Annotated in this window: 12 protein-coding genes; 5 read left to right on the forward strand and 7 right to left on the reverse strand. The window is 72.5% G+C overall.

All coding sequences use genetic code 11. The annotated features are described in order from the left end of the window. Positions 1-390: hypothetical protein (locus tag H3C53_10330; protein ID MBW7917063.1), on the forward strand; the 390-nt coding region annotated here is incomplete at its 5' end. Between the two features lie 39 nt (positions 391-429). On the opposite strand, the gene H3C53_10335 is transcribed toward H3C53_10330, so the two are convergent. Beyond that, positions 430-675, reverse strand: coding sequence for a hypothetical protein (locus tag H3C53_10335; protein ID MBW7917064.1), 246 nt, complete (start codon positions 673-675; stop codon positions 430-432). 160 nt (positions 676-835) lie between these two features. Here H3C53_10335 and H3C53_10340 point away from each other — a divergent pair, with 160 nt between their 5' ends. Genes H3C53_10340 through H3C53_10355 form a run of 4 tightly spaced genes read left to right on the forward strand, consistent with a single transcriptional unit; the run spans position 836 to position 4504 of the window. Continuing rightward, positions 836-1846 (forward strand): ABC transporter ATP-binding protein, encoded by a 1011-nt coding sequence (locus tag H3C53_10340; GenBank protein MBW7917065.1) that lies wholly within the window; start codon positions 836-838, stop codon positions 1844-1846. Then, positions 1843-2640 carry an ABC transporter permease gene (locus H3C53_10345; GenBank protein ID MBW7917066.1) on the forward strand — a complete coding sequence of 266 codons (798 nt, stop codon included), beginning with the start codon at positions 1843-1845 and terminating at the stop codon, positions 2638-2640. Before H3C53_10340 ends, H3C53_10345 begins: the two co-directional genes overlap by 4 nt. A gap of 23 nt (positions 2641-2663) precedes the next feature. Beyond that, positions 2664-3893, forward strand: coding sequence for a sensor histidine kinase (locus H3C53_10350; protein MBW7917067.1), 1230 nt, complete (start codon positions 2664-2666; stop codon positions 3891-3893). Next, complete coding sequence (locus H3C53_10355; GenBank protein MBW7917068.1) at positions 3890-4504, forward strand: response regulator transcription factor; 615 nt, start codon at positions 3890-3892, stop codon at positions 4502-4504. The genes H3C53_10350 and H3C53_10355 overlap by 4 nt, the downstream gene beginning before the upstream one ends. A 26-nt stretch (positions 4505-4530) precedes the next feature. Here the strand turns inward: H3C53_10355 and H3C53_10360 are convergent, their stop codons facing one another. The 6 genes from H3C53_10360 to H3C53_10385 form a co-directional block, all read right to left on the reverse strand. Continuing rightward, positions 4531-7158 carry a C1 family peptidase gene (locus tag H3C53_10360; protein MBW7917069.1) on the reverse strand — a complete coding sequence of 876 codons (2628 nt, stop codon included), beginning with the start codon at positions 7156-7158 and terminating at the stop codon, positions 4531-4533. Between the two features lie 189 nt (positions 7159-7347). Continuing rightward, positions 7348-7683, reverse strand: coding sequence for a DUF4282 domain-containing protein (locus H3C53_10365; protein ID MBW7917070.1), 336 nt, complete (start codon positions 7681-7683; stop codon positions 7348-7350). Positions 7684-7771: 88 nt separating this feature from the next. Beyond that, positions 7772-8530 carry an ATP-binding cassette domain-containing protein gene (locus tag H3C53_10370; protein ID MBW7917071.1) on the reverse strand — a complete coding sequence of 253 codons (759 nt, stop codon included), beginning with the start codon at positions 8528-8530 and terminating at the stop codon, positions 7772-7774. Further along, positions 8527-9411 carry an iron chelate uptake ABC transporter family permease subunit gene (locus H3C53_10375; GenBank protein MBW7917072.1) on the reverse strand — a complete coding sequence of 295 codons (885 nt, stop codon included), beginning with the start codon at positions 9409-9411 and terminating at the stop codon, positions 8527-8529. Before H3C53_10375 ends, H3C53_10370 begins: the two co-directional genes overlap by 4 nt. A 127-nt stretch (positions 9412-9538) precedes the next feature. Further along, positions 9539-10528 carry an iron chelate uptake ABC transporter family permease subunit gene (locus H3C53_10380; protein MBW7917073.1) on the reverse strand — a complete coding sequence of 330 codons (990 nt, stop codon included), beginning with the start codon at positions 10526-10528 and terminating at the stop codon, positions 9539-9541. A gap of 8 nt (positions 10529-10536) precedes the next feature. Continuing rightward, the coding region (locus H3C53_10385) for a siderophore ABC transporter substrate-binding protein (protein MBW7917074.1) at positions 10537-11422 on the reverse strand (886 nt) is incomplete at its 5' end.

Below are 11422 nucleotides of genomic sequence, written 5' to 3' on the forward strand. Positions count from 1 at the left end.
GGCGCGTCATCCCATGGCGCGCCATCACAGCGTGCGGCCGCCGCGCTCGCGCTGTGGCGGGGGCCCGCCTTCCAGGACGTGCCAGCCGCGCTGAACTCCCCGGCGCTGAGCCGGCTCGTGACCCGCGCCACCGCCGTGGTCGCGGCCGTCGTGGCGACCGCGCCGGGGGCCGCCGCGTCCGGCGCGGACCCGGCCGGTGCGGCGCGGCTGGCGCGGTGGCTCCAGGAGTCCGCCCCCTACGACTGGGAACTCGTCGCGCTCGAGGTGAGGGCGCACGTGGCGGCCGGCGACGCACCGGCTGCCGCCGCGGCACTCGCCAAGGCCAGGGAGCGGTTCGCGGAGGTGGGCGCGGAGCTGCCTCTCGGCGGCGTGGAGCCGCGGGCCGGGTGAGGGCCCGCGCGGCCCGGCGGGACGGAGCGGCCGGCGAGGCTAGCGCGCGCCCGCCGGCAGCGGCACCACGAGGGGCGTCGGCCATACCATGCCCCTCACGGGGAGCAGGGGGCGCAGCTCGAAGCGCGGCGCGTCCGGCCTCACCCCGGGGGGCGGCAGCCGGCAGACCGCCTCGGCCACGCGGCAGGCGCCGGGCGGCGGCGGCCGCCACCCCGCCAGCAGCGTCACCCCCAACGCGAGGAGCACGGCGAGGACCAACCAGCGACCGGTCACATTTGCCTTCATGCTTGCCTCCTAACGCCCTGACAGCTCGGACGGTAGGCGAGGCGGCCTAACCCGGGGGTCAACGCGCCCTTAACGGGCGGTGCCGGGCATGACAGCTGTCACCCCCGATGCCTGATGGTCGCCACTACGGCGCGCGCGCCGCGGCGCGCATCCTGGGGGCATGACGAGATCACCTACCGCCGTCGGCGCCCCCGCGCGCTGGACACCCGACACGAACCGCTTCCAGGCCCCGGCCGCGACAGCGCCGGGCGCGACCCCCGATCGGCGGCCCGTGGCCGAGCTCGTGGGCGTCAGCAAGCACTACGGCTCGGTCGCCGCCCTGACCGACGTGAGCATCGCCGCGCGCGAAGGCGAGGTGCTCGCCGTGCTCGGCCCCAACGGCGCCGGCAAGACCACCGCCGTCAGCCTCATGCTCGGCCTGCTGCGGGCCAGCGCCGGGCAGGTGCGCTTGTTCGGCTCCGATCCGCGCAGCCCCCGCAACCGCATGCGGGTCGGCGCCATGCTGCAGGTGTCCGGCGTGCCCGCCACCCTCACCGTGCGCGAGCACCTCACGGCCTTCGCCAGCTACTACCCGGCACCCCTCGGCGTCGAGGAGACCATCGCCCTGGCGGGCCTCGAGGGGGTGGCGAACCGCCTCTACGGCAAGCTCTCGGGCGGCCAGCAGCAAGGCCTGCACTTCGCGCTCGCCATGGTGGGGAACCCCGACCTGCTCTTCCTCGACGAGCCGACCACCGGGCTCGACGTGGCGTCGCGCCGCGCCTTCTGGAGCAGCGTGAGGGAGTTCCTCGGCGGCCGCCGCACCGTGGTGCTCACCACGCACTACCTGGAGGAGGCGGACGCCCTCGCCGACCGCGTGGTGGTGCTGGGTGGCGGCAAGGTGCTGGCCGAGGGCACGCCCGACCAGATCAAGGGCCGCGCCGCCCTCCGCAGGGTGCGCGTCACGTCCGGGCTCACGCTCGCCGCCGCGCGCACCCTCCCCGGCGTGCGGAAGGCCGACCGCGCCGGCGTCAACCTCACGCTGCTCACCGCCGACGCCGACGCCACCGTGCGCGCCCTCCTCGCCGCCGACCCGGCCGCCGCCGGCCTAGAGGTGACCGGCGCCGCGCTCGAGGACGCGTTCCTCACCCTCACCGCCGACCACGAAGGACCGAACGGAAGGACGGAAGCATGACCACCACGACTGTCACTCAGCCGCACCAACGCCGCGACCTGCTGCGCCTCTACCTCACCGAGGCCAGGTTCGAGTTCCTCAAGCTCCTGCGCCTGCCCGCCTACTCCGTGTCGGTGCTGGCGTTCCCCGTCATGTTCTACGTGATCTTCGGCGCCGTCTTCGGCGGGTACGCCGTGCAGGGGGTGAGCACCGCCAAGTACATGGTCGTCGGCTACAGCGCCGGCGGCGTGCTGGCCGCCGCGCTGTTCGGCTTCGGCGCCGGCGTGGCGTCCGAGCGCGGCCAGGGCTGGCTGCGCCTCAAGCGCGTCTCGCCCATGCCGCCGCTCGCCTACTTCGCCGCCAAGATAGGCATGGCGTTCGCCTTCAGCAGCATCGTGATCGTCATGCTCACTGGGCTCGGCGCCCTGGCGCAGGGCGTGCGCTTCGACCTCGCCACCTGGCTCGCTACCTACGGGGTGCTGATCCTCGGCGTGTTCCCCTTCGCGTCGCTGGGGCTCGCCTTCGGCTACCTCTTCGGCCCCAACAGCGCCCCCATGGTGCTCAACCTCGTCTACACGCCGGCCGCGTTCCTGTCGGGCTTCTGGATCCCGCTCGTCGTGCTGCCCCCGACCCTGCAGAAGGTCGCCGTGATCCTTCCCACCTACCACTACGCCCAACTGGCCCTGCGGGCGGCGGGCGCAGAGGCCGTTGGTTCGCCGCTGCACCACGTCCTCGTGCTGGCGGGCTCCACCGCGCTGTTCCTGGCGCTGGCGGTGTGGGCATACTTCCGCGACGAGGGCAAGACCTACGGTTGAGGCGCGACGCTATCCTTAGCGAGATGACAGGGGTCGGCAAGACGTTCCTGGGGATACCGCGAGCCGAGGCGGTGTGGCTGCCGTACCTCGCGTTCCTGCTGTTCCAACCCATCTTCGACCCGAACGGCGGCGCTCGCGCCTGGGCGCTCATCGTGCTGGCGGTGGCGCTGTTCCTCCCCGTCTACGGCTTCACGCACCGCGTGCTCGGCAGCCGCCCGTACCTGTGGCGGCGCGGGGGCGGCGCCCTCGGCACGCCGGGGGCGCTGACCGGCATCGGGCTGTTGACCGTCATGGGGGTCGTCTTCTCCCTCGGCAACAGCGGCGCCACCGTCTTCGTCATCTACGCGGCGGCCGCCGCCGGCGAGCTGAGGCCGCGCCCACGCGCTCAACGCGCGCTGGGCGCCGTGCTCGGGCTGCTGGTGATCGCGTTCGCGATCTCGCCCGTGCCGCTGCCCTACCGACTCGCGGCCTTCACCCCCGTCGCGGTGTTCGCCCCGATCATCGGGCTCATGACCATGCACCAGAACGAGCGGCGCGAGACGGCCGCCAAGCTGCGGATGGCGCAGGAGCAGGTCGAGCACCTCGCCACCATCGCGGAGCGCGAGCGCATCGCGCGCGACCTGCACGACCTGCTCGGGCACTCCCTCTCGACCATCACCCTCAAGTCTGCGCTCGCCGCGCGGCTGGTGAGTAGCGACCCGGAGCGGGCCGGAAGGGAGATGCTTGACGTGGAGCGGTTGTCGCGCGAGACGGCCAGCGAGGTGCGCGCCGCCGTGCGCGGTTACCGGCGGAGCGGCTTCGAGGCGGAACTGGCGAGCGCCAAGCTGGCGCTCGAGGCATCCGGCGCCGAGCTCGACTACTTCACGGAGCGCATCGCCCTCAGGCCCGAGGTGGAGGGCGTGCTGGCCGCCGTGCTGCGCGAGGCGGTCACGAACGTGATAAGGCACGCGCGAGCCGAGCGGTGCCAGGTGACCCTCGTCGACGACGGCTCGTTCGTGCTCCTCGCGGTGGCCGACGACGGCGCCGGCGAGCGGCCGGACATGACCGCGGCGAGCGGCGCGAACCCGGCCGACGGCACGGGCCTCGCCGGCATGCGCGAACGGGTGCGGGCCCTGGGCGGCACCGTCGAGCTGAGCGCCGGTGGGCTCGCCGGCAGCGTGGGCAGCCGGCTCGAGGTGAGCGTGCCGCGGCAGGCGGCGCTCGTGGTCGAGCCCGGCACCGAACCGGCCAGGAGCAGGTTGGCGCACTCGTGATCAGGGTGGTCATCGCCGAGGACCAGGCCATGGTGCTGGGGGCGCTGGCGGCCCTCCTCGCGCTCGAGCCCGACGTCGAGGTGGTGGGGCAGGCGACCGACGGCGCGGAGGCGTTGACGAAGGTGACCGAGCTTCGGCCCGACGTGCTGGTCACCGACATCGAGATGCCGCGCCTCACGGGCCTGGAACTCGCCCTGGCCGTCAAGGCCGCGCGCGAGCGGGGCGAGGTGACCACGCGCGTCGTGATCCTCACGACCTTCGCGCGCGCCGGCTACCTGCGGCGGGCCCTCGACGCGGGCGCCGCCGGTTACCTCCTCAAGGACACCCCGGCGCCCGAGCTGGCCGACGCCATCAGGCGCGTCCACCAGGGCGGCCGCGCCGTCGACCCCGAGCTCGCGCTGGAGGCGTGGGCAGAGGCCGACCCCCTCACCGACCGGGAGCGGCAGGTGCTGCGCCTGGCGGGGGAGGGGGCGACCACGGCGCGGATCGCCGACGGGCTCGGCCTGTCGGAGGGCACGGTGCGCAACTACCTGTCGGAGGCCATCAGCAAGTTGGGGGCGGCCAACCGGGCGGAGGCCGCCCGGTTGGCGCGTAGCAAGGGGTGGTTGTAGGGCGCCCGGGGGACCGGGGCGCCGCCTCAGTTGAGGCGCGTGGAATCGTAGCGGCAGCTGCCGCTCCAGACGGTGAGGGTCTTGCTCCTGGCCGGGTCGGGCGCGTTCACCCGCACCGTGACGCGGCAGGGGACGGTGATGGTCACGGCGTTGCCTGGCGAGTAGGGGGCGAAGAGCGGGTCGGCCGACCCCAGCGCGGAGTTGATGAGCTGCTCCCCGGTCCCGATGGTGGCGTAGACGCGCCAGTCGTAGGTGAGGCTCTCCTCGCTCGGGTTCTCGACGTCGACGTGCGCCCAGTGCAGAGGATGGCTGCCGGTCTCGCCCACGAAGTTGCAGCCCGTCTCGCGCAGGTCGATGATGGCGCCAGGCGACACGGTGGAGTGTAGGCAGAGGAAGACCTGCCCGACGGGCAGCAGGCGCCTCACGTACATGCCGCTGCCGGTCACCCGCGGGTACGGGTTGGCCGGCGGCGGTTGCACGTCGAAGGTGAACGTGCGGGCGGTGACGAGGCCGTCGGCGTCGCGCGTCTGGACGTTCACGCTGCGGTTCCCCTCGACCCCGAACGTGACGCTCACCTGGCAGCCGCTGGCGGCCGAGAGCGCGTCCGGCGCGCTCACCGCCCAGGTGGTGGCGGCGCAGAGCGCGGCGGTGTCCGCGTCGTTGATGTCGCTCACCGACGCGGTGAGGGTGTAGGGTTCGCCCCGGTGGGCGGTGCCGGAGCCGGCGACGGCGAGCGTGGGCGGCGTGTTGACCACGTTGGCCACGAAGCTCTTCTGGGTGACGTTGCCCGCGTACGAGGCGCGGACCGTGATGGTGCGAGGACCCACGCTCGTGAAGGTGCGCTCGAGCGAGGCGGGGAAGGCGTAGCGGTCCGTGACCCACGCGCCGCTATAGAGGGTGCCGTCGATGCTGGAGGTGACGAGCAGGTCGACGGCCGTGGCGACGGTGTGGGACACGCCGAAGAAGTCCGTCAGGTCGGTGGGCACGCGCAGGTCGACGTCGGGCCTCGCGCTAAGCACGCTCACGGTGGGCGCCTCGGTGCTGCCAGGGTTGGCCTGCTCCCTCGTCCAGGCGGGGCTGCGGCGCGAGTCGAAGTCGAGGGCGTATAGGGCGTTGAAGCGGGTCCACACGTAGTTGGCGGGGACGTACCAGTAGCCGCCGTCGCCGTGGTCGCAGCCCCACGAGTTCTTGATGACGAAGTAGCCGCCGCCCCCGACGTCGTAGTTGTAGCCGGGCGTGGAGAGGTCGGCGTTACCGAAGAACGCCACGATCTGCACTGCGTGGTTGCCGGAGGGGCCGTCGACGAGCTCGCCACGGGCGTTCTTGTGCTTCTTGGCGTAGTCGCTCACCACCCCGGCGGGGGCTCGCATGAAGCCCTCGTACACGGGGAAGCTCGCCATGATGACGTGGCCCTGCGCCAGGAGGTTGCGGTAGGTGTTGAGGTTGAAGGCCTGGCCCGACGCCCAGAGCTGGCGCGCCGTGCCGGTCGACACGCCTGGGCCTCCGAACGCGATGGTCTCGTAACCGCAGAAGGTGGCGAGCAGGACCTTCGTGCAGTAGACGGGGCTCTGGTGCGCCGTCTCGGAGCACCAGCCCGTGTAGTCGTCGCAGGCGCCGCGGTAGGCGGCGGCGTTGCCGTCGGCCTCGCCGCGGCTTGGGGAGGGGTTGTAGGTCCAGGCGGACTCGGACGGCAGCGCCTGGCGGTTGGCGTTGGCGAGGTTCACGGCCGTGAGGGCCGAGTAGCCCTCCTGGTAGTCGTTCTCCGCCCAGTCGTGCTTCACCTTGTTGACGAGGAACTGCTCCGACAGGTTGACCGCGGTGCCGTTCTGCACGAGCTCGCGGCTCTCGATGGCGCCAACGGCCGTGAAGGCCCAGCAGGTGCCGCGTCGGCCCTGGCTCTTCACGTCCGGCAGGAACGACTTGAGGGGGAACCACAGCCTGCTCACGAACCCGGTGGGCTCGGCGCAGGTCGCCTTCACGTCGGCGCCGTTGCCTGCGCCGAGGGTTGCCAGCGCCGGGTTGCCGGGCGCCGCGGCGACGGCCTCCCAGGCGGTCAGGTCGAGGTCGGGGAGCGTCCCGAGCAGGGCGTCGACGTGCGCGGCGGCGGCAGCCACGTCGGCGAGCGGCTTGCCGGCGAGGGCCGCGGGGTCGGTGGCTTGCGCCCGGAGGTCGGGGGGTAACAGGTCGTACGTGAGGCGGTAGACGGCGAGGGCGTTGTCCACGTCGGCGGCCAGCTCGGCCGTTGCCACGGCGTTGGCGAGTTGCGTGGCAAGGCCGTCCAGCATGACGGTCTCGTCCCCGAGGGTCACGGTCACGTCGCCCTGGTAACCGCTCGCCGCTCCGGCTGCGGCGAGGAGGTCCAAGACGGTCTCGCTCGGGTCGGGCAGCGCGGCCAGGTAGGCGCGGTCGGCCAGGAACCGGGCGTCGCGGTCCCGCGCCTGCTCGGCCACGTTGGCGGTGCTGCGCGGCTGGAGCCGACCGGCCTCCACCATGCGCCTGAACTCGTCGGGCGTCACGATGGTGGCGCCGAGCGGCGGCTCGTCGGTCCAGGCGTTGGCCTCGTCGAACAGGTTGTTCAGTCCGGGCTGCCCACCGCACGCGGCCAGCGCGATCACGAGGGCCGCGGCGGCGAATATCCGGGTCCAGCGTGCCATGGCTTGCTCCTCTCCAGCCAAGCCGCGGCGGCGGCCACATGATGGCCTCACCGAGGCGGCGCGGCGGGGAGCGCCGCGCGGGTGCGGTCAGGTTAGGAGAGGGCCGGTTATACGGCGGTTATAGGGGGCGGCGGGGCGCTCGTGGCCGGCCGACACGGCGCGCCCCGCCGCCCCGCGTGCGGCAAGGCGTCATTGCTGCGCCCCGCCGCGGAGTTCGGCGCGGCGCGCCTCGCGCGCGGCATCGGCGAGCACCTTGGTGTTCTCGGCGATCCGGAAGAGCGCCACGAGCGCCTCGAGGCTCATGCGCGCCAGCACGACGTACACCAGGAAGGAGATGGCGGCCACGACGATGCCCAGGAGGGCGCCACCGGCGCCGGCCGCGAACGACAGGGTGGTGAACATCCCGATGGCGGCGATTCCGCCGGCGACGATGCCGAGGACGAAGATGACCTGGATGATGCTCGGGGTGACGAACCGCGAGAACGACATGTCGAAGAGCTTCGAGAAGAACGACTGGTTTTCCACCGCCAGACCTCCATGCTTGGTTTGGCGTCCAGCATAGGAGCGGGCCGTGAGGCCGGGTGGTGAAATCTCCGCCGCTCCGGGCGGGGCGTCAGCCGTAGTAGACGCCTATCGGCTTGCCGCGGATCTCCTCGACGTGCACGTCGACGTCGTAGATGGCGCGCAACGCGCCGGGCGTCATCACCTCGGCGACGGGGGCGTGCTGGATGACGCGGCCGCCCTTCATGGCCACGATCGTGTCGGCGTAGGTGGCGGCGAAGTTGATGTCGTGCAGCACGATGACCACCGACTTGCCGAGGTCGCGCGCCACGCCCTGCATGCGCTTCATCATCGCCACGGCGTGGCGCATGTCGAGGCTGGCGAGCGGCTCGTCGAGCAGCACGTAGTCGGTCTCCTGGCACAGCACCATGGCCACGAACGCCCGCTGGCGCTGGCCGCCGGAGAGCTCATCCAAGAAGCGGTGGCGCAGGTGGTCGAGCTCGAGGTAGTCGATGGCGCGGTCGACGTGCTCGCGGTCCTTGATGGTGGGGCGCCCGTGCGAGTGGGGGTAGCGCCCGAACGTCACGAGGTCGGCCACGGTTAGGCGCGTGGCCAGGTGGTTGTCCTGCTTCAGGATGGCGACCTTCTTGGCGAAGTCGCCCTGCCGCATCCGCTCGGTGGGCAGGCCGTCGATGGTGACGCTGCCGGCGTCGGGCTTGATCAGGCGGCCGATGAGCGATAGCAACGTCGACTTGCCGGCGCCGTTGGGTCCGATGAGGGCGGTGATGCCGCCGCGCGGGATCTGCACGGAGACGTCGTCGAGCACGACCGCCTGGCCGTAGCGCTTGGTGAGGCCCGTTGTGGCGATCATCTGACGACTCCCCTCAACACCAGGTAGATGAACAGGAGCCCTCCCACGAACTCGACGATGACCGACAGGCTGGTGCCGAGCCCGAGGAGGCGCTCCAGGACGGTCTGGCCGAGCACGAGGACGAGCGCCGCCAGGAGGGCGGCGGCGGGCAGGACGTGCTGGTGGCGGTACGACCGCACCAGCGCGTAGGCGAGGTTGGCGACGACCAGCCCGAAGAACGCCACCGGCCCCACCAACGCGGTCGACACGGCCACCAGCGCGGTTATCACGAGCAGCGCGTAGGTGACGGTGCGGCGGTAGTCGACCCCCAACCCGACGGCCATGTCGCGGCCCAGCGCGAGGATGTCGAGGCGGTAGCGCAGGCGCCAGGCGGCGAGGAGCGCCAGCCCGACGAGGACCGCCGCCGCGGGGAGCAGGCGCGCGTCGAAGGTGTTGAAGCTCGCGAAGGTCGCGTCTTGCAGCACGGCGAAGGTGAGGGGGTCCATGACGCGCTGCAGGAGGTTGGTGAAGCTGCGCAGCATCACCCCGAGGACGATGCCGGCGAGGACGAGCAGGTGGAGGCTCCTGTGCCCGACGACGAACAGCCAGTAGTAGAGGGCGCCCGCGAAGGCCATGAGGCCGAGCGTCTCCACCGCGAACATGAGACGGCCGTCGAGTTGCGTCAGGCCGGCCGCGCCCAGCGTCCACGCCAGGACGGTCTGCAAGAGGAGGTAGATGGCGTCGAAGCCCATGATCGACGGGGTGAGGATGCGGTTGGTGGTGACGGTCTGGAACATCACGGTGGAGGTGGCGATGGCCGTGCCCACCAGCAGCATGCCCACGACCTTCTGGCCGCGGAACTGCAGCACGAACTCCCACGGGCCGCGGGCGCCGAGCGTCATGAACAGGGCCGCGGCGCCGAGCAGTAGGAGCGTGAGGGCGACGAGCACGGCGCCGGGCGAGAAGAGCCCCCAGCGGCGCCGGTCCGGGCGCGCGCCGGCCCGCCGGCCGACGGTGGGGGTCGCGGCGTCAGCCGACACGCGCGGACCGCCTGAGCAGCAGGAAGAGGAAGAGCGCCGCGCCCACCACGCCTATGACGGTGCCGACCGGGACCTCGTAGGGGTAGCGCAGGGTGCGCCCCAGGAGGTCGCAGGCGAGCACGAAGCCGGCGCCGAACAGGGCTATCCACGGCACCGCCCGGCGCACGTTGTCGCCCACGAGCAGGCTCACCACGTTGGGCACGACGAGCCCGATGAACGGCACGTTGCCGACGGTGACCACGTTGACCGCCGTGACCAGCGCCACGATGACGAGGCCGAGCACCATGACGCGGCGGTAGTCGAGACCCAGGTTCTTGGTGAACGACTCGCCCATGCCCGCCACCGTGAAGCGGTCGGCCGCCAGGTAGGCGAGCGCCGTGAGGCCGCCGCCGAGCCACAGCAGCTCGTAGCGGCCGCGCAGCACGCGCGAGAAGTCGCCGGTGGTCCAGCTGGCGAGCGACTGGAGCAGGTCGAAGCGGTAGGCGATGAAGGTGGTGGCCGCCCCGATGACGCCGCCCAGCATCAGTCCGATGAGCGGCACCACCAGCGGCGACGCGAGCGGCGTGCGCCGCACGATCGTCATGAGGAGCGCCGTGCCCGCCAGGGCGAACGCTGCCGCGATGAGCATCTTGACCATCACCGGGGCGCCGGGAGCGAGGAGCATGGCGACGAGGATCCCCAGGCTCGCCGACTCGACGGTGCCTGCCGTGGACGGCGCCACGAAGCGGTTGCGCGACAGGAGCTGCATGAGGAGCCCCGCCACGCCCATGGAGGCGCCCACGAGGAGCACGGCGATGGTGCGCGGCGCGCGGCTCGCCAGGAGCACCAGCGCGTCCAGGCGCCCCTCGCCGCCCTCCAGCAGGCCGCGCCAGGAGAGGTCGAACACGCCGACGGTCAGGCTGGCCACCGCCAGCGCCAGCACCACGAGGGTGCCGGCGCCGAGCAGCAGCGCGTGGCGGCGCGCCTCTCCCAGCCGCATCGGCGCGGCTACTCGAGGGCGGCGCCGAGCTCGTCGAGCATGGCGTTGAGTGAGCCGAGGCCTGTGCCTGAGACGATGTACCAGTCGAACGGGTCGAGGTAGACGACGTGACCCTCGCGCCAGGCCGTGGTGCGGTGCATGAGCTCGTTGTCGAGCACGGCCGCGGCGGGTTGGGCGCCCTCGGTGCCGATGGCGGCGTCCCGGTCGATGACGAAAAGCCACTCCGGGTCGTGCTGGAGCAGGAACTCGAAGCTGATCGGCTCACCGTGGGTGGCCGACTGGACGTCGGCGACGGTGGGCGTCACGCCCAGCACGCCGTAGAGGAGGGCGGCGCGGGCGTTGTCGACGGCGACGACGGTGAGGCTGCCGCCCGACACCATGACGAGCATGCCGTTCTCCACGACGGCGAGGGCCTCGCGCACGGCGGCGACCTTGGCGTCGAGCCCCGCCAGGGCGGCCTCGCCCGCCTGCGGCTTGCCGACGATGGCGGCGAGGGTGGTGACGTTGCGGCGGATGTCGGCCAGGAGGTCGCCCGAGGAGGTCAGGTCGATGGTGGGGGCCAGGCGCGCGAGCTGGTCGTAGGCGGGCGCGGAGCGGCCGGCCACGACCACCAGGTCGGGCTGCTCGGCGTTGACCGTCTCGTAGTCGGGCTCGAACAGCGAACCGATGTTGATGGCGCCAGTGGGGGCCCAGGCGGGCAGGCGGCCCGTCAGTGGCGGGGCGCCCTGGACCTCGGTGCCCAACTGGTGGAGGGTGTCGATGGTGCCGTAGTCGTAGGCGAACACGACGGCCGGGCCGACACCCACGGTGGCCTCGCCGCGGGCGGTGCTGACGGTGACCGTCTGGGCCGTGGCGGCGCCGACCAGGGCGAGGGTGAGGGCGAGGGCCGCGGCC

Source organism: Trueperaceae bacterium (assembly GCA_019454765.1).
Lineage (GTDB): Bacteria > Deinococcota > Deinococci > Deinococcales > Trueperaceae > JAAYYF01.

Coding starts and splice junctions, on each gene's coding strand:
- H3C53_10345 (MBW7917066.1), top strand. CDS start 1,843: ATGACCACCACGACTGTCACTCAGCCGCACCAACGCCGCGACCTGCTG.
- H3C53_10340 (MBW7917065.1), top strand. CDS start 836: ATGACGAGATCACCTACCGCCGTCGGCGCCCCCGCGCGCTGGACACCC.
- H3C53_10375 (MBW7917072.1), bottom strand. CDS start 9,411: ATGACGCTCGGCGCCCGCGGCCCGTGGGAGTTCGTGCTGCAGTTCCGC.
- H3C53_10380 (MBW7917073.1), bottom strand. CDS start 10,528: ATGCGGCTGGGAGAGGCGCGCCGCCACGCGCTGCTGCTCGGCGCCGGC.
- H3C53_10360 (MBW7917069.1), bottom strand. CDS start 7,158: ATGGCACGCTGGACCCGGATATTCGCCGCCGCGGCCCTCGTGATCGCG.
- H3C53_10335 (MBW7917064.1), bottom strand. CDS start 675: ATGAAGGCAAATGTGACCGGTCGCTGGTTGGTCCTCGCCGTGCTCCTC.
- H3C53_10370 (MBW7917071.1), bottom strand. CDS start 8,530: ATGATCGCCACAACGGGCCTCACCAAGCGCTACGGCCAGGCGGTCGTG.
- H3C53_10350 (MBW7917067.1), top strand. CDS start 2,664: ATGACAGGGGTCGGCAAGACGTTCCTGGGGATACCGCGAGCCGAGGCG.